The sequence below is a fragment of the Aquibium oceanicum genome, from assembly GCF_001889605.1.
Classification (GTDB): domain Bacteria; phylum Pseudomonadota; class Alphaproteobacteria; order Rhizobiales; family Rhizobiaceae; genus Aquibium; species Aquibium oceanicum.
On sequence record NZ_CP018172.1, the window covers coordinates 1 to 22,406 of the forward strand.

At 58.9% G+C, this 22,406-nt stretch carries 23 protein-coding genes and 3 pseudogenes; 10 read left to right on the forward strand and 16 right to left on the reverse strand.

Annotation, left to right across the window (positions count from 1 at the left end):
• Positions 1 to 437: 437 nt before the first annotated feature.
• The 5 genes and pseudogenes from BSQ44_RS25305 to BSQ44_RS27640 all read right to left on the reverse strand — a co-directional run bounded on the left by BSQ44_RS25305 (position 438) and on the right by BSQ44_RS27640 (position 2,258).
• A complete protein-coding gene (locus BSQ44_RS25305) occupies positions 438 to 1,205 on the reverse strand; it encodes an NAD(P)-binding domain-containing protein (protein ID WP_235633465.1) in 768 nt (255 codons plus the stop codon).
• Between the two features lie 41 nt (positions 1,206 to 1,246).
• Positions 1,247 to 1,330, reverse strand: a pseudogene (locus BSQ44_RS27955) (hypothetical protein); the annotation flags it as partial.
• Positions 1,330 to 1,533, reverse strand: coding sequence for a L,D-transpeptidase (locus BSQ44_RS27960; RefSeq protein ID WP_418202150.1), 204 nt, complete (start codon positions 1,531 to 1,533; stop codon positions 1,330 to 1,332). The gene BSQ44_RS27960 and the pseudogene BSQ44_RS27955, both read right to left, overlap by 1 nt.
• Positions 1,478 to 1,942, reverse strand: coding sequence for a L,D-transpeptidase (locus tag BSQ44_RS27965; protein WP_418202151.1), 465 nt, complete (start codon positions 1,940 to 1,942; stop codon positions 1,478 to 1,480). The genes BSQ44_RS27960 and BSQ44_RS27965 overlap by 56 nt, the downstream gene beginning before the upstream one ends.
• Positions 1,926 to 2,258, reverse strand: a complete 333-nt coding sequence (locus BSQ44_RS27640) for a peptidylprolyl isomerase (RefSeq protein ID WP_235633466.1) — start codon at positions 2,256 to 2,258, stop codon at positions 1,926 to 1,928. Before BSQ44_RS27640 ends, BSQ44_RS27965 begins: the two co-directional genes overlap by 17 nt.
• Before the next feature lie 89 nt (positions 2,259 to 2,347).
• On the opposite strand from BSQ44_RS27640, the gene BSQ44_RS27645 reads away from it, so the two are divergent.
• A complete protein-coding gene (locus BSQ44_RS27645; RefSeq protein ID WP_235633467.1) occupies positions 2,348 to 2,800 on the forward strand; it encodes a hypothetical protein in 453 nt (150 codons plus the stop codon).
• 8 nt (positions 2,801 to 2,808) lie between these two features.
• Here the strand turns inward: BSQ44_RS27645 and BSQ44_RS25320 are convergent, their stop codons facing one another.
• The 8 genes and pseudogenes from BSQ44_RS25320 to BSQ44_RS25350 form a co-directional block, all read right to left on the reverse strand.
• The gene (locus BSQ44_RS25320; protein ID WP_157894696.1) at positions 2,809 to 3,231 is read right to left on the reverse strand and encodes a thioredoxin domain-containing protein; all 423 of its coding nucleotides are present in this window, start codon (positions 3,229 to 3,231) and stop codon (positions 2,809 to 2,811) included.
• Positions 3,232 to 3,233: 2 nt separating this feature from the next.
• Positions 3,234 to 3,437 carry a hypothetical protein gene (locus tag BSQ44_RS27100; RefSeq protein ID WP_157894697.1) on the reverse strand — a complete coding sequence of 68 codons (204 nt, stop codon included), beginning with the start codon at positions 3,435 to 3,437 and terminating at the stop codon, positions 3,234 to 3,236.
• Positions 3,438 to 3,503: 66 nt separating this feature from the next.
• Positions 3,504 to 4,220, reverse strand: coding sequence for a L,D-transpeptidase (locus BSQ44_RS25325; protein ID WP_235633468.1), 717 nt, complete (start codon positions 4,218 to 4,220; stop codon positions 3,504 to 3,506).
• A gap of 455 nt (positions 4,221 to 4,675) precedes the next feature.
• Positions 4,676 to 5,682 (reverse strand): annotated as a pseudogene (locus tag BSQ44_RS25330) (L,D-transpeptidase family protein).
• A 217-nt stretch (positions 5,683 to 5,899) separates the two neighbouring features.
• Complete coding sequence (locus BSQ44_RS25335) at positions 5,900 to 6,367, reverse strand: copper chaperone PCu(A)C (protein ID WP_072608292.1); 468 nt, start codon at positions 6,365 to 6,367, stop codon at positions 5,900 to 5,902.
• A gap of 49 nt (positions 6,368 to 6,416) precedes the next feature.
• Complete coding sequence (locus BSQ44_RS25340) at positions 6,417 to 7,067, reverse strand: cytochrome c oxidase assembly protein (RefSeq protein ID WP_072608293.1); 651 nt, start codon at positions 7,065 to 7,067, stop codon at positions 6,417 to 6,419.
• Positions 7,068 to 7,687: 620 nt separating this feature from the next.
• Entirely contained in the window at positions 7,688 to 8,344 is a 657-nt protein-coding gene (locus BSQ44_RS25345; protein ID WP_072608294.1) for a transglutaminase-like cysteine peptidase, read from the reverse strand.
• A 147-nt stretch (positions 8,345 to 8,491) separates the two neighbouring features.
• Positions 8,492 to 8,989 carry a copper chaperone PCu(A)C gene (locus BSQ44_RS25350; protein WP_235633469.1) on the reverse strand — a complete coding sequence of 166 codons (498 nt, stop codon included), beginning with the start codon at positions 8,987 to 8,989 and terminating at the stop codon, positions 8,492 to 8,494.
• Positions 8,990 to 9,151: 162 nt separating this feature from the next.
• Between BSQ44_RS25350 and BSQ44_RS25355 the strand changes: the two genes are divergently transcribed.
• Together BSQ44_RS25355 and BSQ44_RS25360 are read left to right on the forward strand one after the other, a co-directional pair.
• Entirely contained in the window at positions 9,152 to 9,565 is a 414-nt protein-coding gene (locus tag BSQ44_RS25355) for a MerR family transcriptional regulator (RefSeq protein WP_072608295.1), read from the forward strand.
• 152 nt (positions 9,566 to 9,717) lie between these two features.
• Positions 9,718 to 11,064 (forward strand): Nramp family divalent metal transporter, encoded by a 1,347-nt coding sequence (locus tag BSQ44_RS25360; protein WP_072608296.1) that lies wholly within the window; start codon positions 9,718 to 9,720, stop codon positions 11,062 to 11,064.
• An 11-nt stretch (positions 11,065 to 11,075) separates the two neighbouring features.
• Here BSQ44_RS25360 and BSQ44_RS25365 read toward each other — a convergent pair whose 3' ends face one another.
• The 3 genes from BSQ44_RS25365 to BSQ44_RS27650 form a co-directional block, all read right to left on the reverse strand.
• Positions 11,076 to 11,573: a hypothetical protein gene (locus BSQ44_RS25365; RefSeq protein ID WP_072608297.1), complete on the reverse strand. Its 498-nt coding sequence runs from the start codon at positions 11,571 to 11,573 to the stop codon at positions 11,076 to 11,078.
• A gap of 70 nt (positions 11,574 to 11,643) precedes the next feature.
• Entirely contained in the window at positions 11,644 to 12,315 is a 672-nt protein-coding gene (locus BSQ44_RS25370) for an endonuclease/exonuclease/phosphatase family protein (protein ID WP_235633480.1), read from the reverse strand.
• A 5-nt stretch (positions 12,316 to 12,320) separates the two neighbouring features.
• Positions 12,321 to 12,623 carry a hypothetical protein gene (locus BSQ44_RS27650; protein ID WP_235633470.1) on the reverse strand — a complete coding sequence of 101 codons (303 nt, stop codon included), beginning with the start codon at positions 12,621 to 12,623 and terminating at the stop codon, positions 12,321 to 12,323.
• A gap of 226 nt (positions 12,624 to 12,849) precedes the next feature.
• On the opposite strand from BSQ44_RS27650, the gene BSQ44_RS25375 reads away from it, so the two are divergent.
• From BSQ44_RS25375 to BSQ44_RS25410, 7 genes and pseudogenes are all read left to right on the forward strand, one after another.
• Entirely contained in the window at positions 12,850 to 13,572 is a 723-nt protein-coding gene (locus BSQ44_RS25375; protein ID WP_072608419.1) for a response regulator, read from the forward strand.
• Positions 13,569 to 15,005 carry an ATP-binding protein gene (locus BSQ44_RS25380; protein WP_072608298.1) on the forward strand — a complete coding sequence of 479 codons (1,437 nt, stop codon included), beginning with the start codon at positions 13,569 to 13,571 and terminating at the stop codon, positions 15,003 to 15,005. The genes BSQ44_RS25375 and BSQ44_RS25380 overlap by 4 nt, the downstream gene beginning before the upstream one ends.
• A gap of 97 nt (positions 15,006 to 15,102) precedes the next feature.
• Positions 15,103 to 16,211 (forward strand): annotated as a pseudogene (locus BSQ44_RS25390) (IS3 family transposase).
• A gap of 340 nt (positions 16,212 to 16,551) precedes the next feature.
• Entirely contained in the window at positions 16,552 to 18,099 is a 1,548-nt protein-coding gene (hflK, locus tag BSQ44_RS25395) for an FtsH protease activity modulator HflK (RefSeq protein ID WP_072608301.1), read from the forward strand.
• A gap of 23 nt (positions 18,100 to 18,122) precedes the next feature.
• Positions 18,123 to 19,073: a protease modulator HflC gene (hflC, locus tag BSQ44_RS25400; RefSeq protein ID WP_072608302.1), complete on the forward strand. Its 951-nt coding sequence runs from the start codon at positions 18,123 to 18,125 to the stop codon at positions 19,071 to 19,073.
• A complete protein-coding gene (gene hflK, locus BSQ44_RS25405) occupies positions 19,070 to 20,197 on the forward strand; it encodes an FtsH protease activity modulator HflK (RefSeq protein WP_072608303.1) in 1,128 nt (375 codons plus the stop codon). The genes hflC and hflK (BSQ44_RS25405) overlap by 4 nt, the downstream gene beginning before the upstream one ends.
• A gap of 490 nt (positions 20,198 to 20,687) precedes the next feature.
• A complete protein-coding gene (locus BSQ44_RS25410; protein WP_235633471.1) occupies positions 20,688 to 22,382 on the forward strand; it encodes a peptidylprolyl isomerase in 1,695 nt (564 codons plus the stop codon).
• The last annotated feature ends 24 nt before the right edge of the window (positions 22,383 to 22,406 follow it).

Sequence of the window (22,406 nt, forward strand, 5' to 3'; positions counted from 1 at the left end):
GGCGTAAAATGTGTGCCGCACTACGGAATGGGGATGGTGATGCTTATCGCCGTCGGGGCGCCAAGCAACCTGGATGAAGCCAGGGCAGTCAAGCATCCGCCAAAAGCAAAAAGCTGTTTGACGAGCTGCTTGCCGACGTCCCTGCGGCTTGATCCATGCCGGATTGCGCCAAGCAACTGTGGCTGGCAGCAGGCGACCATCCGGAGACGACTTGCAAGCTCCCATCTCTAGGAAGAAAAGCGTCGAAGCACCTTGAAAGCGGTGTTTCGACGCTTGATGATGGCTTTGCCCTGTCCGACAGCAATCGTTGGACAATAATTTCTCCGTCCGACCCGGCTCCCATGATCAACGCCGATGCTCGATTGCGTTGCCATGGCCGGCTGACAAAGTAGATGCCTTTCACCGGCGAGATACCGGCTTCGTGCAGGAAAGCTCCGTCAGGCCCCTTCGCATCTTCGATATCGAGCCAGGTTGTGTCGTCCGATAGCCGACAGCCCATATAACAGTCCGGACGTCCGCCGCCGCGCCGTCGGCAAACCGGGCCGCTTCGCCGCTTGCTTCAATGAGGCGTGGCAGCACCCGGATGCCGCGCTTCGCCAGGCTCTCGATGCTCCGGTCACGGTCAGGAAACGCATCGGATTGTCTAAGCTTTCTGCCAATCCGCGACTCCGCGGGGCTCTCAGTACGCCAAACAGGTTGAGCCACCACCAGATCGACTTGCCAAGCACTCGCTCGGGAAAGAGCTTGCGAGGCTTGCCCGTCGCCAGCATGGCGGGCTGCCTTTGTCGCACTTCCACAGCGATATCCCGTCCGCTTGCTCCATCTCCGACCACCAGGACCGGACCGTCGGGCAGCTGATTCGGATTGCGGTAGGTTTCGGTGGTCAGCTGGAGCACCTCGTGTCCGAACTGCGCCGCGACCTTCGGCACAAGCGCGACCTGGAACGCTCCGGTCGCGACGACCACCTCGCTGGCACTGATACGCGATCCATCGTCCAACGCAGCTTCAAATCCACCGTCTCCAGCCTTCGAGAGGCGGATCAGACGTCGACCAAGCTGGATCGGCAGTCGGAAACGTGTCGCATATGCTTCAATAGTCGGCGAACTCGTCGCGGCTCGCATAAAGTTCCCGGTTGCCCGCCAGGTCCAGTCCGGTAGGGCGCTGAACTGGCGTGGCGTGAACAGAGTGAGCGAGTCGTAGCGCACCGCCAGTTGTCTCCCACCCGACGATGACTGTCGATGATGACAAACGGCACGCGGGCATTCTTCAGGTGATACCCGGCTGCGAGCCCCGCCTGTCCGGCTCCGATCACTAAGACAGGTCTTTCCATCAGACAACGACGACTTGGGCTCCTACGGGCACACGCTCGTAAAGATCCTCAACATGCTCGTTCACCATCCTGATGCAGCCGTTGGAACAGCCTTGCCGATGGTCCAAGGCTCGGTCGTTCCGTGAATACGGGAGCGTGTCGCGGCCGTTACGATAAAGGTAGAGAGCCCGTGACCCCAATGGGTTGTTCGGCCCCCCTGGCACGCCGCCAGCATAGCGGCATATATTTCTTGGGATCGCGGCGGATCATATTGTCGGTTGGACGCCATGACGGCCATTTTGCCTTCCTGCCGATGATCGCCGAACCCGAAAACGCCAGGCCTGCCTTGCCGACACCAATGCCATAGCGACGCGCAAAGCCCGCACCGTCGACCAGATAGAGAAATCTCTCGCGCGGAACCACGACGATCGTTCCGGCCAGATAGTCATAGGGTGTCCTTACGACTTGCGGAAGGAAGCGCTCCTCGAGCACGAACTTGCGTTGCGCCCCGTTCGCCAAAGCCTGCCCGGGTGCCGCCAGCAAGGTGAACATGCCAAGGAAAAAAGTCCGTCGACCAATCCCGAGAGGCGACCGAACATCCCCGATTTCCTCGGAACTAATGCTCATGGCCATCGTCTCCTTCTGGCGGCGCGACATCCGGAACAAGCTTCTCCACCTTCGCGGCCGCCCGAAGCTCGGAAATGATTCGTCTTTCCTCCGTGGCTTCGAGTGCTTGCCGAACCTGCGGTGCGACGGCCTCGAAAGCTGGGGCAGGCCGATTGCGTGTCTCCTCAACCAGAACGACGTGGAAGCCGAAGGCGCTCGCAACGGGTGACTGCGTGAATTCGCCGGGCTGCAGTTTCGCCGCCGCCGCGTCGATCTCCGGCACGACCTGGCCTTCCGCCACAAAGCCGAGGTCTCCGCCCTTGATCTTGGAGACCTCGTCCACAGAGCGCTCCTGCGCCAACTCCGCGAAGGCCTTGCCCCCTTTAGTGCCTCAATGACCTCGACGGCATCGCTCTGGCTGCGAAGCAATATGTGGCGAAGTCGGCGCTCCGGAACAGGTGGGATCTTCCCTACCTGTTCGTCATAGGCCGCCTTCACCGCTTCATCTGTCACCGCCGCGGCGACGCGCTGCTCGAGGAAAAGCGAGCGCAAAGTTTGCGCCTCGAAGAAGGCCAGTTGCCGCTTGTATGCTTCTTGGTCGGCGACGTTGGCCTTACGCGCGGCCTCCGCGACCAATCTGAGCTCGATCAGAGCGTCCACCAGCATCGAGCGTTTCGCATCATCGGGCATCTGTCCGAGCTGCTGGAATACATCTGCTCGGCAATGGCAAGATCGTCTGCAGTGATGTCCTGGCCGTTGACGCGGCCGACGACGCTCGAGTCTTGCGCCTCGGCGACCGAGCCGAGCAAAAGCGACAACGAAACGATTGTCGTGCCGATCAAAATGCCGCTTTTCCGGTTCCTGTTTTGGTCCAGCCGATCATGAGAACCTCCCTATTGCCTGGCGGCGGCTACCAGCGGATCGATGATCTCGCTGAAGCGCTCGATGCTGAGCGCGCCCTTTTGCATCTGGCCGTTGATGAAGAAAGTGGGCGTGAATCGACGCCGAAGGATCGGCCCCCTTCGGCAACGGCTGTGACTTTCTCGAGCAGCCTGGTCTTGAAGGCATTTCTCGAAGTCGGCGGTGCCCATTCCGGTCATGCCCATGACGGATTTGAGCGCGGCTGTGCCGTCTGACACCCGCGCCCAATTGTCCTGAGTCCGATAGAGCAGGTCGATGGTGGGGTACCATTTGTCGTCGCTGACGCACCGCGCAAGCATGAAGCCTGCCGAGGCCCGCGGATCAAAGGGAAACTCCCGCATGATGAAGCGGACCTGACGCGTATCGACATACTTTTTCTTGAGCTCGGGCCACACATTTACATGAAAGGTGCGGCAATGGGGCAGGTCAGAGACGCGTATTCGATGATGGTAACGGACGCGTCGTCCGGCCCGAAACTCTTCTCCGGCAGCGGTCCCGGTGCCAGCAGGGCTTCCCTCGTTGGCTGGGCGGCAAGCAGGGCTGGATATGTGGCAGACATACCGACGGCAGCCATGCCGAAAATCAAATTGCGACGTTTCATCTTGGGTCCTTTCGTGAGGACGGCGTTATGCAAGCTCTAGCCCCTTGAGAGGCAAGGGGCCTCTCGCTAGAAAAGTGCGCCTGTGCCGGCCCGGACAATGATGGGGGTTGGCGTTGCGACGCGGTCGTACAAGTCGATGATGTCCTGGTTCATCAACCGGACGCAGCCGCTCGAAACCGCCTTGCCGATGGTCCAGAATTCGGGTGTTCCGTGAAGACGGTAAAGTGTGTCTTCGCCATTCTGGAATATGTACAGCGCTCGCGCGCCAAGCGGATTGTTGAGGCCAGGCGGTTGGCCGCCGTTTTCCGCGCTCCACTTCCCCAGTTCCGGCTGGCGTGCAATCATCTCGGCGGGAGGCGTCCATTTCGGCCACCGCTGCTTCCACTGGATCACGCCGTCACCCGACCATTCGAACCCCTGACGGCCGAGACCAACGCCATAGCGCATCGCCTTGCCACCCGGCCGGACGAGATAGAGAAAGAAATTTCTCGTATCCACGACGATCGTGCCGGGGCGCTCACCGGTGGGGTCGTCGACCAGCTGCCTGTAGAAGCGCTTGTTGACCTTGGACAGGTCAACGGCCGGGATCGGGAAATCTTCTTCCGGCATGGCGCGATAGATGGAAAGGTAGGATCGATCTTCCGCAGGTTTGATCTGCACCGGCTCTGCCGGTTCGTTGCCGGTGGTCGAGCAGGCAGGCAGGACGAACCCACCGGCTGCCGCCGCGCCGAGCCTGAGAATCTGCCGTCGGGAAAATCGTACGCGTACTTGTGTCTGGGTCACTTGTTATGCTCGCAATAGTATCATCAGGGTCGAGCGCCTGCGGTGCAGACGCTGCTCATATGAAGCAACGACCCATCGAGCACACCACGTCGACGGAACTGCCGGATGGTGCGACGGCGATCGTTTTCGCCTCTTCGTGAGGCTATCGGGGAGGTGGGACGACCAGGGCAACAATCCCCGGAGGGCCAGCGCCGGCAGGCGTCTCCAGAGGAGAAGCATGTATCTCGCAAAAAGCAGGTGCGTGCCATGCGGCAAGCCAGTTGCAGCCATCATGACACTTCGCGGCAGCCCCAAGTGAAGCGGGAGCGCCATCGTCGTCGGTGTCAGTCTCGATATATATCAGGACTGAGCCCTGCCTGAACGACTCCTCCTCGCCCGCCGCAGCCGTCGGCAGCGCAGCGTGGAGACTGACGAAACATAGCATCAGGAGAGCGAGCAGTGTCCGTCCCATCGCGTCACTCATTTGGCGAGTGAGGGTCGGCCAGTGCGGCTTCGGGACGGCTGATCGGCACCGATGTCAGCGAGGTCCGCTTGGCGAGAGCGGACTGCCCGCCCCGTTCCAGCAGCTTGCGGAAGCTCGGATGCATGCCTCCATCGGCATAGGCATGTGCCGAAAGCACGCTGCCGGTCGAAAGAAGATCGTCCATAGCGACGCGATCGGATTGCTGCCGTCCGGCGACCAACGGATCAGCAGCATTCAGTGCTGGCGGACATGCCGTCAAAGGATCCCGTGGCTCTCCACCTTCGAACTCTCTGTCGAAGAAGTAGCGTCGTTCGCAATAGGAAACCTTCGGTTGCCGCCGTGTGACCTCGAAAATGTCGTAGCCCAGCTTCAAGTCCGACCAAAACGAAAAGTTCGGATCGTTCCTGTATTTAGCCATGTTCTGTGGCGTCATCCGAAACGGAAACGCCTGGACCTGGAACGTCCCTTGGCCACCTTTCAGGGCCTCGCGCGCGACGGTATAGATCTCGCCAACGCCTTCGTCCGTCAGTGCGAAACACCCGGACGACGAGCAGGCGCCATGGACCATGAGCGCCTCCCCCGTATAGCCGAGCGCTGCTTCCAGCTTGTTCGGATAACCAAGATTGAAAGACAGATAGTATTGGGAGTTCGGATTCAGCATTCCGCGGACACATGATAGAATCCTTCAGGAGCCTGACGGTCCCCATCCCGCTTTTTCGGGCCGAGCTTTCCGGACCAGCGACACATCGGGTAAACCTTGAGAAGGGCGTATCTGCCGCTGCGATCCCGTTTCCATATCTCAAGTTCGCTCTCCTGCTTGAAAATCCGTACGAGGATCGGCGCGGAAGCCGACATGGATTTGCGCGACATTTCCGCCACGAGTGCCGCCGGGATTGCCTGGGTTGCCTTGCCGTCAACGTCGAGAACGGTCGAAACGCATGCGCTCAAAAAGAGCGCAAGCAGCGCAATCCCCCCTGTTCTGACGGCTGTGATCGTCATCGATAACCATATTCATCTGCACGTACTGATTTCCGGCAGCGCTTCGCAGAGTCCGGCCATCATAGTTAAAATGACGTTTCCGCCAACGAATTTCCGCGCGGCAAAGAATCACAGGGATGAGAGGTTGCCCGCGAGAGACAATGCATCGGTGAATGTGGCGATATACTACAGACGGTAATAAGTCTGCGAGCTGGCGATATCCTGTTTGTCAATCAGTTTAGTGGCCAGCCTCGTCCTCGACAATAACCATTGTATCGATTTTTCCCTTTTCTCCAAACTCGAGTTTCAATTGAAACGTGTCGCCGGGTCTTAGCGGCTTCTTCAGTCCGGAAATCCAGATATGCTCGCGCCATGGGGCAAGACCCAGCGGCTTACCCGGGCTCAGCGTTATGCGGGTGGGCCAACGTTCCACGCCATCCGCATCGACACGGAACCTGACGATCTCGGCGACGGATGTTTCCGCCCCTGTCAACTGTGCTTCCATCCTCCCTTCATTGAGAATGGCGCCATATACCGGTACGCCGTCGTCTCCTTCCGCCGGCGGTGGCGACCAGACGTGGCCGATCGAAATCTGGCCCAGCTTATAGCTGTGGGCGGCCGCGCCACTTGCGGCGAAAACCGCCAGAATGGCCCCCGAAGCCAGCGATCTGCCGATCCGCGGCCAAGGCTCGAACGCCGATGCCACGTTTGGCCAACCCCGTTCCCGGCGCTGAGATGGCCGCGCTTGCGTCGGACTATCTTCTCGGTGCGTCATTATCAAACTCCTGAGTTGAGGAGGTCGTCAGGCGTTCGTCCGTCTCGTCGGACCCCTTCGAAAGATTCCGTGCTGCTTCGATCTCCTGCGGTGACAGGTTCTTCTGCCGAAAGAAGGTATAAGACAGCGTCACTTCACGGAAATTCCGGGCATCCTTATCCTTCAGCATTTGCTCGTCGAGATACAAAACCAGAGGCATCCGCGCACTCTGACCCGGCCCCAGCTTCTCTTCCGTGAAACAGAAGCACTCGATTTTGAAGAAGAACGGAGCCGTCTGATACGGCGTGACGTTGAATGTGGCCCGTGCGACGACCGTTTCATCAGAAACATTTTTTGCGTAGTAATAGACCTTGGTGGGTACACCGAATTTTGTCTCTGTGCTTCGTTGCTCAGGGCGAAACTCCCAGGGAAGGTCCGGCGCGACATTTGCATCGAAAAACACTTTGACCGTCTCGTTGCTTGTCGCGGTCGGCATCGATCCATCGACCGATCGTTGGACCGTCCCGCCATAACCTGTCAGGTCGCAAAACATTCGGTAGAGGGTAGGTGAATATGCGACGAGACCTGTCATGGCGACCAATATTCCGGCGCTGGCCATCACGGGCCAGCGTTTGCGCGAGCGATGCTCCATGGGTCACGACCTCCTCTGATCCTCTTGACCGAGCAGGTTGTTTTATGATCAACGATCTGACAACGTGACATCAAGGCGCGGGCGCTCGATGCGCTGCCTCCTATCATTCTGGTATCGGCAAGCGTCAAAGAACCGCACCGGCTGAAGCTCGTGGGGCTGTTGAATAACGTTCTGGCGTGGAGGAAACTCACTTCGGATACAAAGAGAAGCAGACATAGCCATGCCGGAAGCACTGGAATGCCTTCCTCCCCAGGAGTCCCTGCTCCTTGCGCGCAAAAGACGGCGTATGAACTGGGTGCTGTGCGTGCTGTTGGTGACGTTCGTCGTTGCCGTGTACTGGATAAGTTTCAGTCACGTTCGGACTGAGACGAACGAAACTCAATCATCCTCCGAACTGGGTAACGGTCCAATCACCCACGCTTGAGTGGCCGACAGCCCCTATCGGTGAGAAGGTGGACCGACTTAGCGTTCAATTCGGTCCATTTCTCGATGATTTTTCGCTTGGCCTGCTTTACGTTAATCGTACCGATCGCCTACTTGGTACTGTCCTCGGTGTTCCGACTGGTGTGCGTCGGGCTCGGTCATAACAATCTTGAGATGCTATACGGCGGCACTGCGGTCTATCTGTTTACGCTGGCGGCCGCCGCGGAAGGCGCGTACTTCCTGCCTGAGGAAATCAGAAGCTCGTCCTCATTCACCAGGCTGACCCAGCGATTCAGGTCTTCTCCAGACTGGCGCTTAAGATAATAGATTTCCGTGTCCTTCCACAGGAGGACCTTCTGCTCCAGATTGTCCAGGATAAAGTCACCGAGATCCGTGACCACCGTCAGGACCGCGTGTCCTCCGCCCTTGGCATCACGGGCGACCGTCAACAAGAGAGCTCCCAAAGGATAGCCCATCTCGTTCAGGCGTTTGCGTTTCTCAAGGGCATAGTCCTCGCAATCCCCCACGGTTGTCGGGTATTCCCATCGCTCTTCGACGCCGAAGATCTCCATGTCGGTAAGCGGAGCGACCGCAGTGTTCACATCCGCGTTGATCGAGACGATCTCCCGCCATCTCGGCTTCGTAAGCTTGATCATCGAGCCTTCCGGTGACCGGGCACACTCGCTCCGGTAGCGCCTGCAATACTCGTAGTATCCGACCGGCATGGTGGTCGTCCCGAATGTAATCATATTGCTGGCTCGGGTGGGCTGTGTCGGATTGAAGTGAAAGGCATTGGCTGACGCCATGACGCATGACATCCCAAGCGCCAGGGCGCAAACAACAAAGCGCATCATTGAACCGTCTCCCCGTAGTGTTGGGAAACAGATACAGGATAAGCCTCAAAACGATGGAAAATCAGTGGGTTAAATTAAGGGAGAACTATCTGAAAATTTTATGCGCCGCTTCAATGTTTGATTCACCGATGGGGAACGCATACGCGATCAGTCAGTGGCGACGTCTCCCTGGCCGTGATGATGTAGCGTCAACTGATCGCGAGATTGGACGACATTGGCGGTAACCTCTAGTTCCCGGCCGCCTTCGAATACCAGTGTAAAGCGGCTGTCAGCCAACCTGTCAGTTCGGGGCAGGGGATCCTCCAGGAGCAAGCGAATGCCGCTAGGGCGCATCGTCAATTCGGCGTGTCCCGGCACAGGAACAATTCCTTCCACTGGCCCGGTGCTGGTCCGGCCCGAACTCATTTCGGTTCGCAAGATGGAGATCTTGCCGAATGCATCGCTTCGGATCGCCTCTAGGCTGATCTGCTGGTTGGTGCCATTCCAGATTGTGAGATAGCCTTCAGCGCCGTCGTCCTCGTTCTCTGCCACCAGGATCTCCGCGTGCTCGACCGTCAAAATCGGCGGTGGCTTGCCATGATCTTGTACACCGTCGGAAGCCTCCACCTGCGTGGCCACGACGAAGATTGCCAGCGCCGCCGTCAAAAGTGCTCTATTCACAAGCAATTGTCCCCTATCCAGTGCCTGCCCCTTGGTTGAGCACAATCTGGGCAAACCTGTGATCAATGCTGCCGGACAATGCGGCAATTGAACGCGTTTGCAGGGAGAAATCCTAAGCCATAATAACTATAGATACTGGAGGAACATATGCTGACGATTGGAGAACTGTCGCGGGCAACCGGCGTCAAAATTCCTACGATACGGTACTATGAACAGATGGGATTGATGGCTGCTGCCGAACGCTCCGGAGGCAACCAGCGGCGATATGAATCACATGATCGAGAGCGCCTGTCGTTTATCAAGCATGCTCGGGATCTGGGGTTCACAATCGAGGCCATCAGGGAGCTCCTGAAACTAAGCGCCCATCCCGACCGTCCTTGCGTGGATGCCGATGAAATCGCCGTCCGGCAGCTTCAGGCCGTTCGCAACAAGATCGCCAAGCTCCGTCTTCTCGAGAAGGAGCTTGATCGCATGACGTCCCGCAACCACGACGACCAGATCAAACACTGCTACGTCCTGCGGTCTCTCGCCAACCACGACATGTGCGTGAGCGAACACTAGTAGCGACCTCTGCGAAAATCCAAACGTCGGCTTCTCGCACGATCCCAGAAAGTTTTCTGAATTGCGGCGCGACGTCAGCCAGCGCCTCTTGCAAAAAGCGCTTTCCTAACTTTAAATGCAAATAAGTCGCAACTGCAAAACATGAGATCAATATGGCCGATCCGACGTCGGACGTCGCCAACGGCTGGAAGGGCAGGTCGAGTGCCCCTTCGATGTCCGATGTGCACCGGTCTGTGCCCGTGCAGGGCATGCACTCGTCCTGGCGCCGGGCCGCAGCCTTCATCGGTCCAGGCTATCTCGTCGCCGTCGGCTACATGGACCCCGGCAACTGGGCGACGTCGATCGCAGGCGGATCGCGCTTCGGATACACCCTGCTCGTGGTGGCCCTGATCTCAAACATCATGGCGATCATCCTCCAATCCCTTTGCGCGCGGCTCGCCATCGCGTCCGGTAGGGACCTGGCGCAGGCTTGCAAGGATGCGTATCCAAAGTTCGTGTCGCGTACCCTGTGGGTGCTGGCCGAGATCGCGATCATCGCGACCGACATCGCCGAGGTCATCGGAACGGCCATCGGCTTGAACCTGCTCTTTGGCATCCCGCTGGAAATTGGCGTCGTGATCACCGCGCTTGACGTTTTCCTCATTCTCTATCTGCAAAGGCTTGGCTTCCGCTGGGTCGAAGCTCTGGTGATCGCGCTGCTTGCCGTAATTGCCGTCTGCTTCGTGCTTCAGATTCTTCTGGCGGATCCAAACTGGGGCGACGTCATCCGCGGGTTCGCCCCGACCACCGAGATCGTCACCAATCCTGAATTGCTCTACCTCGCTCTCGGCATCCTCGGCGCGACGGTGATGCCGCATAACCTCTATCTCCACTGCGGGATCGTCCAGACGAGGAATTATGGCGACAGCCTGCCGGAAAAGCGCGAAGCGCTGAAGTTCGCCACGATCGACTCCACGGTCGCACTGATGTTTGCGCTCTGCGTGAATGCGTCGATCCTCATCCTTGCCGCCGCCACGTTCAACACGACCGGGAGGACGGAAATCGCCGAATTGGGCCAGGCCCACAGCTTGCTGGCACCGATGCTCGGTGCGGCCATCGCGCCGACCTTGTTCGGAATCGCGCTCCTGTGCTGTGGCATAAACTCGACGGTGACGGCGACCCTGGCGGGACAGATCGTCATGGAAGGATTCCTCGATATCAAGCTGCCACCCTGGCTTCGCCGGCTCATCACGCGGGCGATCGCCATCATCCCGGCCGCGGCGATCACAATCTGGTACGGAGAGAGCGGCACCGCCCAGCTCCTGATCTTGACTCAGGTGATCCTCAGCCTTCAGCTGTCATTCGCCGTCTTTCCATTGGTGATGTTCACGGCCGACCGGAAAAAGATGGGTGAACTGGTGGCGCCCCGTGCGCTGGTCGCCGTCGCCTTCTTCATCGCCTTTGCCATCGCTGCCCTGAACGTCAAACTGCTCTTTGACTTTCTTGCGTCCACGGCCTGATCCCGGCGCCCTCACGCCTCTGTGTCGTCCTCGAACCGGCAGAAGTAGGTCACCCGATCGGCGGCGCCGTTGGATGAAGGAACGTTACGCAGAATGACCTTGACGACCGAGCTGCTCGCGGGCGCGACTATATTCCCGGCAATCGTCACCGTCGGATGGTCATCCGGGATGAGCTCGAAGGCTGTCTCGTCCCCGCGGGTCTGGCCGAAACGGACCGTCCCTGTATCGTAGTCGCCCTCCGCGGCATAGGTCGTCTCCATCCTCCTTTGATCCAGGAACAGATAGTATTCCATGTCCGAACCGAACGGCACTCGGCCCCAAAGCAATGCGTCGGCCTTCTCACGGGACGGCCTGATGCGCCGCACGAGCGCATCACAGTCCGCGGAGGAAGGTACTGCTCCTTGCTCTGGAAACCACAGGAACACTCCCGTCGGCGCCTTTGCCAAAGCCGGTAAAACGCCGGCAAGCGATGCCGCAAGCAAAACGGCGATTGTCTGCCTTAGCCGCATGCTCGCCTTCCGATCCGCGCGTCTTGATGCATCCGCTCACCGTACCTGAAGTTGGGATCGATGGCCTGTCCTATGGAAGTGTGAGCCTCGCAATGACTGGAAGGTGATTTGAGCCAAATTTTGGCCCCATCGCCAAGCTGTCCAATCCCACCGCCGGCGACAGCACGATGCGATCGATTGGTGTCCCGAGCTGCGTCCACGATCCGAACCTTATGCTGAATCGGGTCGGCAGGGGCCACCATCGGGATTCAGTCGTCCTGTAACCCGTGGAGGACAACAGGTTTTTGAAGAAGGGAGACCACGAGGCGGTGTTCCAGTCTCCCGCGACGACAACGGGGGTGTCGTGCCGTTCCGACCTGAGCGCCTGTGCAAGATCACGCAGATAGGCCGACCGCTCGCGCCACATGCGTGGACTTCTCGGCGTCTGCGGATGAACCGCATAGACGATGAGGGTCCGGCCTCCCACAAGCAGTTCATAGCGGACGGCAAACCTACCGCCCGTGTCGGCACTCTCAGGAGAAACGGTTCTCTCGGTCAGGATCGGAAATCGGCTGAATAGCTTCATGTCCGTGTTGGCGTGCAGGTCGCGACTGCTTTCGAATGGCCAGACGCCGCTGGCCGCCAACGCGTCCTGCCATCGCGGCGTCATCTCCTGAAGCACCAGGATGTCGGCGGCCGAGACTAATGGGAGTGAGAGAAAGTCCGCCGGATCGGGGTTATCGACATAGACATTGGCGGTCACTACGGTCAACGGCGCACCGATTTGTGCACTAGCAGGCGGTGGCAAAAAAAGAATGGGAACAAACCGCTTAGCAGCGCTAGTGTCCCGAAAAGTGCCGCGACGACGTGGCGGAAGGCTAGGCTAAGAACAAACAGGCAGGTCGCGAGGAACAGTAGATGCGGGCGCAGGAAGTTTGCCAGATCAGCAATCCACATGGTTGTCGCGAGAGCCATCGATACCAACGATGCTGCGGAAAACCCCGTGCACAGGACTGCCATCGCGACGATACCCGCCGTATGAAGCTTACTTTTTGAAAGCGTATCTAGCATTCTGCAGCCGCAAGACGGTCGGGACGATGAAGGAATAGTTCCTCTTCCTCGCTCTTGCCAGTGAGTCAAACTAACGCGGTGTCCTACGCCAGATCGCGCTTGAACCTCTAGCACCTTGAGATTGTATGCTGAGCTGGAGCGAGACCTATCGACCGGCTGGGACAAGAAACCCGGACACGTCGCTCACCCTGTGCTCAACAGCGATCGGAGAGTGACCTGAGTGTCAGTGGACGTTTTGAACGGTCATATCCTGGTGGTTGACGACCATCAGGACATTCGAGACCTGGTCGCCGGGCTGCTTGCCAAAGAAGGATACCGTGTTAGCGCTGCCGCGGATGGACGACAAATGCGTCGGCAGCTCATCGAAAGCAGTGTCGACCTTGTCGTTCTCGATCTCATGTTGCCAGGAGAGGACGGGCTCACCCTTTGTCGCGATCTCAGAGCCACGACTAACATTCCGGTTGTCATGCTAACCGCGAAAGGTGAAGAATTTGATCGCGTCCTCGGTCTCGAGATGGGTGCTGACGACTATCTGACAAAGCCTTTTGGCGGCAGGGAACTCGTGGCCAGGATCCGCGCGGTCCTCAGAAGGACACGATCCGTTCCCGCAGGAGCTCGAGGTCAAACCGCGTGCGTGTGGCGGTTCGATCGCTGGACATTCGATACGGCGACGCGCTCTCTCAAATCGACAAACGACGCGCTGCTTTCCTTGAGCACCGCCGAGTTTAACCTGCTGAAAGTATTCGTTGAGCGGCCGCAGATCGTGCTCACGCGAGATCAACTCCTCGATTTGACCCGGGGCCGTGAGTCCGAATTCATTGATCGCAGCATCGACACCCGGATCAGCAGGTTGCGGCGGAAGATCGAGGAGGATCCCCAAGACCCACAAATCCTCAAGACCGTGTGGGGCGACGGCTATGTTTTTGCAGCCGAGGTATCGCGTGGATGATCGGTTTGCTCCCGAAAAGCCTGAGCGGCCGGACAGTTGTCATTCTCGTGACGGGCCTTATCGCGACGCATATCGTCACCCTCCTCGTGCTGTCAGAAGATAGAGTTGAATCGTTGACGCGCACTGAAGAGCAACACATCGCCCAGCATATTGCGTCCATTGCGAATATTGTTTCAGACGTTCCAAGCGAGTGGAGGGATCGGATTGTTCGTTCCTCTGATGGCCACCTGTTCAACGTCAGAATAACTGAGGACGGCACCAACAGCACGCTTCAACCTATTGGCAGAAGCAGCAGCACACTGGCCGATCTGTTGTTGCGACAGGTTCGACCGGGCACGGACGAACCGATATCAGTGGACATAAGTGACGCTAACCCCGGCAATACGCCGCTTGCGCCAGATAGCTGGCGCCGGTGGCTGGGTTCGCGGCTCAGTCGTCTCGCCTATGGGCACGACCGCGACCAGGCTGTCCTGGTGTCGGTTCCGCTGTCAGAGGGCCAAAGGCTCAATTTCTCGACATCGATGCCGCTCGCTTCGGCGCCTGGATGGGAGCGACAGCTGGCGGTCACCGGGGCCTTTTTGATCATCGTGTTGGCGCTTTCGCTGTGGGCCATCAGGAAGATGTCGAGCCCACTTGCTTTGTTTGCGCACGCCGCCACCACGTTCGCTCGGAATGTCTATGCTCCGTCCTTGCCCGAGACAGGTCCGAGTGAAGTCCGGGAAGCCGCCCGGGCGTTCAACAACATGCAGAAGCGGGTCCTGCAGACGATCGAAGGGCGTGCCCAAATGCTGGGGGCAATCTCCCACGATTTGCGTACACCTCTAACGACAATTCGTCTTCGGGCGGAGAGTTTGGACGATTCCGAGGTCCGGCATCGCATCCTCGCGGCTATCGAGGAGATGGACGCGATGCTTGCCTCCACGCTGGCTTTTGCCAGGGAGGGCACCGCGCAGGAGGAACTGCAGGCAACGGATATCGGATCCCTGTTGGAGGCGATCTGCAGCGATTTGTCGGACATCGGGCACGACGTCAGCTTTGTGCCTTGCGGCACAATCGTCGCTGCATGCCGCCCACTGGCTTTGAAGCGAGCGTTGTCCAATCTCATCGACAACGCGGTCAAATATGGGGAGCGCGCTCAGGTGGTTGCCAAGGTCCGGGAAGGGATGATCGACATCAGCATCACCGATCAAGGTCCCGGAGTCCCGGATGAAGAGTTGGAGCGCATATTCCAACCGTTCTACCGCATTGAAAGCTCAAGGAACCGCAACACCGGTGGCGCGGGCCTCGGACTGGCCATCGCCCAGATGGCTCTGGACATGCACGGCGGATCTATCCAACTGGAAAACCGCGGCGAAGCCGGCGGTCTTTGCGTACGGGTCCTGATGCCAGTAGGGACAAACGTCGCCAATCGCGGGGCCGCCCCAAGGCATTGATCTCGCCAGCCACGCAAGTAGCCGGCTTCAATGCGCTGTGACGTTGCCCCCTAGCGTGCCCTCGGTTTGAACTGGACTCCGTCGAAAGGAGACGGAGATGAAGAGAAGCCGGTTCACGGAAGACCAGATCATTGGCGTGCTGAAGGAGCACCAGGCGGGGATCCCGACGGCGGAGTTGTGCCGCAAGCACGGGATATCGGACGCGACGTTCTACAACTGGCGTAGCCGCTATGGCGGGATGGAGGTCTCGGACGCGCGACGGCTGAAGAGCCTTGAGGACGAGAACCGCAGGCTGAAGAAGCTGCTGGCGGAATCGATGCTGGATGTCGCGACGCTGAAGGAAGCGCTGGGAAAGTTCTGACGCCCAGGACAAGGAAGCGCTTCGTGACCTGGGCGATCGAAGAGAAGTGCTACTCGCAGCGGCGCGCCTGCGGTCTGGTCGGGCTTGATCCGAAGACCTTCCGCTATGCGTCGCGGCGTGCGGACGACACTGCCGTTCGGGTGCGGCTGAAGGAATTGGCGCTTGAGCGGCGGCGGTTTGGATATCGTCGGCTGCACATCCTGCTGCGGCGGGAAGGGATCGAGCTGAACCACAAGAAGCTGTTCCGGCTCTATCGCGAGGAGCGGCTGACGGTGAAGAAGCGCGGCGGCCGCAAGCGGGCGCTGGGCACGCGGGCGCCGATGATGCTGCCGCAGGGGCCGAACCAGCGGTGGAGCCTGGACTTCGTCTCCGACATGCTGGCCGATGGCAGGCGCTTCCGCGTCCTGGTGGTGGTCGACAACTTCACCCGCGAGTGCCTGGCGCTCGTGGTCGACACGTCGCTGTCGGGCATGCGGGTGGCGCGGGAACTAGACGCGATTGCCGAGGCGCGCGGCAGGCCGCTGATGATCGTGTCCGACAACGGCACCGATCTGACGTCGCGCGCGATCCTGCAGTGGCAGGAGGACAACCGCGTCGAGTGGCACTACATCGCGCCCGGCAAGCCTACCCAGAACGGCTTTGTCGAGAGCCTGAACGGCCGCTTCCGCGACGAATGCCTCAACGAGCACCTGTTCCGTGGCATGGCAGCAGCACGTCGCACCATCGAAGAATGGAGGATCGACTACAACGAGCATCGGCCGCACACGAGCCTGCGTGGCCTCACACCGAACGAGTTTGCAACCCGGTCCAGATCGGACCACAAGGAGAACAGAGTCCAGTTATGAACGAGGGCTGATCGGGGGCAACGTCAGCTGGTGACCAACGGACCGGAATGATCGCTTCCGCGTCAACCGACGGGCGGTGCTTCAGAAAGTGTTGCAGAATGTGTCAGAGTCCTGTCCTGACAAATTCCGTCATGACCGGGCGAGGTTGCGACGAACTCCTGTAAATTCTGTCGTGTATGTGCGGCGCAGCACTGTGGTTCTCCGTTCGGTTGTGAACAGGGGGAGATGTCATCAGCCGTTCTCCGACGCCGTTGACCCAGCCCCCTTTGTCTCGCCGTTTCTCCCGAAGGAGTGGTCGCGGCCGCCGAACCTGTTACCATTTCGCGAGAGTCGACCGACGATGGATCGTAAAGAGCGCACCGTATTCGTTACGATCCTCATCAACGGACTCCTGATCCTTTTCAAGTTCTGGTTATCAGCAGCTTCCGGAAGCCTGGCGCTCCGGTCCAGCGCCATTCATTCCCTCGCGGATCTCGCGATCGGCGTGTTCGTTCTGATAGGTCTGTTCCTGAGCCGTTCGAATCTGGCGGCAGCCGCGCAACACGGGGCTCGCGCCGTGGAAAATTGGGTGGCGCTCCTTGTTTCGGTGGCGATCTTCTATGTCGGGCTGGACATTGTCGGGGAGGTCCTTGCAGGCGACCCTCCCGATTTGAGGAACCTTGGGCCTATCACCCTGGCCTCTCTCGTTACCGTCGTGGTTGCCTACGTTATTGCCCGCTACAAGCTCTATGTGGGCCGCCAGACAGATTCCCCGGCATTGATTGCCAGCGGCTACCACTCTCAAGTCGACATATATGCGTCGATTGTCGTTGTCGCAGGCTTGGGAGGCGCCGCTCTCGGCCTGGAGAACCTAGACACGGCGGCAGCGGCCATCGTCGTCGTCATGATTTTTCTCTCTGGATTCGAGATCGCCGCTGCTGCGATCACTGCGCTGCGGCGTCGTGAGCAGCTGCACGTGGAAGCCGAGGACGCACACGGTCACCTCCATAGCCGCGGCTGGTTGCGCATTTATGCTCCTATCGCATCACTCGCCTTGATAGCTCTCTATTTCTTGACCGGCATCTACACGGTCCAGCCTGGGGAAGTGGCGGTGGTGAGGCGCTTTGGAAAGGTGATCGAAGAGGCCGGGCCTGGAATGCACTATCGCTGGCCAAGCCCGATCGAGACCGTCGACGTGGTTGCGCTCGATCTGGTGAGACGAATCGAGACCGGCCCTCTCCAGATGCTGACGGGCGACGAGAACCTCATCTCTGTCCGGGCGAGCGTTCAGTTCTCAGTCGGCGACGCTTCGGCATTCGTTCTCAATGTATCCGCGCCGGACGACCTCGTCCTGCAAGCCGGCGTGGGAGCCCTGCGCCAGAGCGTTGGTGAGGACGCGGTTGACGCTGTCCTCACGGTCGACAAGACCGCCATACAGGAAAAAGCCGTGAAGGCTACCCAGGCATCGCTCGACCGGAATGCTGCGGGGATCCGGGTCGTCGGCGTGCAATTGCTCGAGAGCGCGCCGCCCCCCGAAGTGGCTGATGCATTTCGCGACGTCGCGAGCGCGCGGGAAGATCGCAACACCTTCGTCAACGAGGCGCTCGCCTACCGCAACGAGGTTCTGCCGACCGCGCGCGGCGACGCCGACACCGCGCGGCAGGCTGCGCGAGCCTATGCAGCTGAAAAGCTCGCCACATCCGCGGGAGATGCCGCGAATTTCGAATCGCGGCGACAAGCCTACGCGGCGGCACCGGATATCACCCGCCAGCGCCTCTACCTCGAGGCCGTGGAGAAATCGCTGGCGGGCGCCAAGAAATTCGTGATGGACCCGACGATCATCCCGCAATCGACGGATCTTTGGATAACACAACCGGGCAAGCCTCAACTGCTGCCCCCAATGCAATAGGGTCGGGCGAGGACGATTACGAAATGAAACCAGTTCGAATTGCCGCTCTTGGCGTCTTGGGCCTTGGCTTCCTGGCAGCAACATTGACCCTCTATCAGGTCGACACCACAGAGTACGCGATCGTGACGCAGTTTGGGCGTCCCGTCCGCGTGCTCAGTGACCCTGGTCTCTATATCAAAGCGCCCGACCCCATCCAAAGCGTTCTAAAAATCAGCCGGCAGATTCAAGTCTACAACCTACCAAAAACGGAATTTCTGAGTAGCGACAAGAAGAACATTATGGTGGAGGCCTATGCCACCTGGCAAGTAACGGACGCGCTGGCGTTTCTGAAGAACGTCAACAACCTACGCGGCGCCAGCACACAGCTCAACGACATTATCAAAGCTGAGCTCGGAGCGGCATTAGGACAGGTTGAGCTCGGAAATCTCGTCACAGTCGATACCTCACAGGCGAGCCTTCTAGACACCTTGAACGCCGTGAAGGAGAGGGCTGCAGCGCGCACGGGCGCCTATGGCTTCACGGTTACAGATGTCCAGCTCAAAGAGCTCACGTTCCCGGAAGCCAACCTCACAAGCGTCTTCCAGCGCATGCGCTCGGAGCGCGAGGCGATCGCGCGCCAGTTTCGCTCGGAAGGCGCGGAAGAAGCAGCCCGCATACGAGCGGAAGCCGATACAGAGAAGGCGAAGATTCTCGCAACCGCGAGCCGCGAATCCGCCGAGATCCGCGGGACGGCCGATGCGGAGGCGATTGCGATCTACGCGGGCTCCTTCGGCAGGGACAAGGATTTTTACCGCTTCACCAGAACGCTTGAGGCCTACGACAAGTTCATCGATGAAGGCACGACGTTGATTTTGCCCGCCGATTCCGAACTTCTTCAGTATCTAGATCCACGAAACGCTCTGAAACTTCCTCCATCATCGACCGCGACTGCCGGATCGCCAAACGTAACCGTGGATTCGGAGCGCGATAGATGATGGACGAGGATGTGGCAGAAACATCAAGATCGCCGTCGACGGCGGACGATGGCAGCGGAAAAATTGCCCGCGATGTTGCAATCAAATCGAAGCTCCTAGTTCGCGCCATTGTGGAGGGCGGGCGGTTCGCATTTGCAGACTTTAAGGTCGCTCTCGGCCACCTAAGGCCCGTCCCTTTGCTTGTGGGTGCGGTGATCCTGATCGCTATCGGCTATGCTTTGACCGGTATCTATTCGGTTGCACCTGGAGAAGCCGCGGTCGTGCGCCGCTTTGGCGCGATTGTGCAACCCAGTGTTGAACCAGGACTCCACTATCGGCTACCTTGGCCGATCGATCGCGTGGATATCGTCGATGTTACCAATGTGCGACGTGAGCAAGTAGGCATAAGCGCTCCCGAGGAAGAGCACATACATCCTGAACCTCCGGCGAAACTTCAGGCGCTCTCCGGCGATACCAACGTTGTCGATGTAGAAGTTATCGTGCAGTATCAGGTGCGCGAGCCAGCCAACTACATACTGAACGTCGAATACGCTCCATATCGCATCGTCCGAGACGCACTCCGGGCATCGGTCACCAGGCTGGTAACACGTCTGCCGGTTGATGCATTGCTAACCAGCGGACGGCAATCCTTGCAACAAGCCATTCGCGAGGAGACGCAATCGCGTCTGGATCAGTATCGGACCGGCCTCGTTATCGTCGGCGTTGACCTGCAGAAAGCGTTCCCTCCTGCCAACGTCGCGGATGCCTTCACAGCCGTCAATACCGCGCGCGAGGAAAAGGCCCGTCTGATCAATGAGGCACGAGGATATGCGAACAGCCTCGTCCCGGAAGCCAGGGGTCAGGCACAGCAGCTGAAGGCGCAGGCTGCCGCTTACCGATCTGCCATTCTGGCGCGCGCAAGCGGAACGGCACGCGCGTTCGATCTTCTTTGGGACGAGTACCGAAAGAACGCGGAAGCCTACGGCGAAGATGTGACGCGATATCGGATGTATCTTGAGACCATCGAGAAGATCATGCCTAGAGTGCAGGTTTATGCTCTGGATACCGCAAGAGGCGGCAGCTTCAACCTGAGACTTTATGGCGCTCAGAATGGCGCACCAACAAACGGTGAGGCAGCGCGCTAGCCATGGCGGATGGTTGGCGTCAGATCTGGTCCGATTTTCGCGATAGCCTCAGAGGAAAGCCATCGAATCCGGACAGCGATCGCACGGTCGAAACTCCAGAGTCGGCTGACAGCCGGGCTGCTACCATCGCACCCGGTCCACCAATTGCCACTGCCTCTCCAGAACCTCCTGCCTCCGAGTCGGCTGCAGCGAATTCGAATCCCGATGGCTCGGAGCAGCTCACCCGCCAGTTCACGGAAAGCGCACCGTCGGAGACAGAACCGACGGCTGACTCAGATCAGGCTCAGCCGGCGACAGCACGGCGACCGACATTGAGCCAGTATGTGGCGAGCATTTTCGCGATCACGACCATCCCCGCCGCGCTCGTCTTCTTCTCGTCGGACTATTTCGCCGACATGGCGCTCCCATCTCCGCCAGCTCCCAACGTAGTCGCGACATTCGAGGGGGACAGATAACCCTTGAAGACATCGAAGCTCACCTGAAGATGCTCTTGTCGCCCACTGGCAGCAGCCCTGGTTCCATGTCGCAAGAAATGCTTCTGGAGACGGTCGAAGACCTCGTATCCGATCAACTAATTCTCCGATGGGCAGCTAATCGCAAGCCGGAAGCCGACGAGAGCTTCCAACATGCTATCAAACACATAAATGAAAATCTCAATCTCGAATCCTTCGCGGACCAGCTTCATACCGAGCGCATCTCAATCTCTGAGAGCAGCATGCGTGAATACTACGATAAGAACAAAGCACGCTATGAAGGACGCAGCTTTACCGAGGTGCGCGATGAGATACGGCGGACCCTGGTTGCCGAGCAGGAACCCGCTTTTGTCGAAGACTATTTAGAGAAGCTGCGAACGAGCGCATCGATCACTCGCAGTTTCGATCTCCTGGATGTACCTGCTCCGAGCCAGGAGGAGCTTGAGACCTACTACCGACAGAACATCGACCAGTTCAGATTGCCACGCCGCGCCATCGTTGATGAACTGGAGTTTAGCGTATCAGAATTCGGCCCGAAGGCCCAACAGGAGGCGGCCAGTGCCTTGCTGGGCATCCAAGGCGGTGCAACATTCCAGGCGACATCAGAGCGATTCCCTAAGGTGCGTTTTTCATCCCGGGCGGAGGTGCCCGAAGGCAGCAAAAGCCCCGATTGGGACAGAAACGTCTTCGCACTGGTCACCGGGGAGCTGGCGAGCGTGTTTCAGGCAGGCGGATCGTATTACGTCGTCCGCCTTCAGGAAGTTATGCCCGCAGGCGCAAAGAGCTTCGCGGAAGTGAGTCCGACTATCATGACAGCGTTAAGCGCGCAAAAGGAACAGCGATGGTTCGCGGATAACGGCGAAAAGACGCTCTTCACGATCAAGGGACAGCGCTACAGCCTTCGCGATTTCTACAAGGAATACGAGGAAGCGTCGCTTCGCGACCAATTCGAAGGAGCAGAGGGCCTCAAACGTTTGGCAAACGCTCTAATTGATCGCATGCTCCTGGTATCGGACACTTATGACAGGTTGCTCGACGTCGAAAACAAACCCCTTGCCGACGAAACGCGACTTCGTCTGCTGCGGCAAATGATGGAGCAAGAGGAGGTGGACGACCGGATCGAAGTCAGCGACGAGCAAGTTCAAGCATTCTACTCCGACAATCGCGATCGCCTAGTGAGTCCTCCGAAGTCCAGAATCCGTTATGTTCGTATCGGTCTTGGCTCGAGCGAGGCCGACGCGAACCGCGCACGCGAACGTGCAGAAGAAGCCTATCGGAAGCTGACTGGAGCTGTCCCGGCGTCGGACTTTGCCTCGGTGGCGCAAGAGTATTCCGAGGATGTCGAGACGGCTTCAAAGGGCGGCGAGTTCCCTGATTGGATCGGCGAAAGCGGGGAGCCGCTAAGCGAACTGATGAGCCACCCATTCCATGAAGCGATACAAGGCATGGAACCGGGAAAAGTTGGCAAACCTTTCGAGTTGGGAGGCAGCATCTACATCGTGGAAGTGACGGAACGAACTTCACCTCAGCAGTTAGCACTTGACGAGGCAAAACCCTTTATCGAGGAGTACCTGACCAACCAGCAGCATCGCTCTATGGCCGAAGAATTGCAGAGGCGGCAACTGGAAGAAGCCAAGGTGCAATTGTATCCGCAGGTTCTGGAGGAATATCTCACCCGCACGGCCTCGCGCGACCAACCGACATCGCCGTAGCGAAGAATCTCTCAAAGCCCCTTG

Excerpts from the sequence above, each read along its gene's own strand:
- BSQ44_RS27965 (WP_418202151.1), bottom strand. The coding sequence starts at position 1,942 with ATGGCCATGAGCATTAGTTCCGAGGAAATCGGGGATGTTCGGTCGCCT.
- BSQ44_RS27100 (WP_157894697.1), bottom strand. The coding sequence starts at position 3,437 with ATGAAACGTCGCAATTTGATTTTCGGCATGGCTGCCGTCGGTATGTCT.
- BSQ44_RS25340 (WP_072608293.1), bottom strand. The coding sequence starts at position 7,067 with ATGGAGCATCGCTCGCGCAAACGCTGGCCCGTGATGGCCAGCGCCGGA.
- BSQ44_RS25345 (WP_072608294.1), bottom strand. The coding sequence starts at position 8,344 with ATGATGCGCTTTGTTGTTTGCGCCCTGGCGCTTGGGATGTCATGCGTC.
- BSQ44_RS25355 (WP_072608295.1), top strand. The coding sequence starts at position 9,152 with ATGCTGACGATTGGAGAACTGTCGCGGGCAACCGGCGTCAAAATTCCT.
- BSQ44_RS25360 (WP_072608296.1), top strand. The coding sequence starts at position 9,718 with ATGGCCGATCCGACGTCGGACGTCGCCAACGGCTGGAAGGGCAGGTCG.
- BSQ44_RS25365 (WP_072608297.1), bottom strand. The coding sequence starts at position 11,573 with ATGCGGCTAAGGCAGACAATCGCCGTTTTGCTTGCGGCATCGCTTGCC.
- BSQ44_RS27650 (WP_235633470.1), bottom strand. The coding sequence starts at position 12,623 with ATGCTAGATACGCTTTCAAAAAGTAAGCTTCATACGGCGGGTATCGTC.
- BSQ44_RS25380 (WP_072608298.1), top strand. The coding sequence starts at position 13,569 with ATGATCGGTTTGCTCCCGAAAAGCCTGAGCGGCCGGACAGTTGTCATT.
- hflK (WP_072608301.1), top strand. The coding sequence starts at position 16,552 with ATGGATCGTAAAGAGCGCACCGTATTCGTTACGATCCTCATCAACGGA.
- hflC (WP_072608302.1), top strand. The coding sequence starts at position 18,123 with ATGAAACCAGTTCGAATTGCCGCTCTTGGCGTCTTGGGCCTTGGCTTC.
- hflK (WP_072608303.1), top strand. The coding sequence starts at position 19,070 with ATGATGGACGAGGATGTGGCAGAAACATCAAGATCGCCGTCGACGGCG.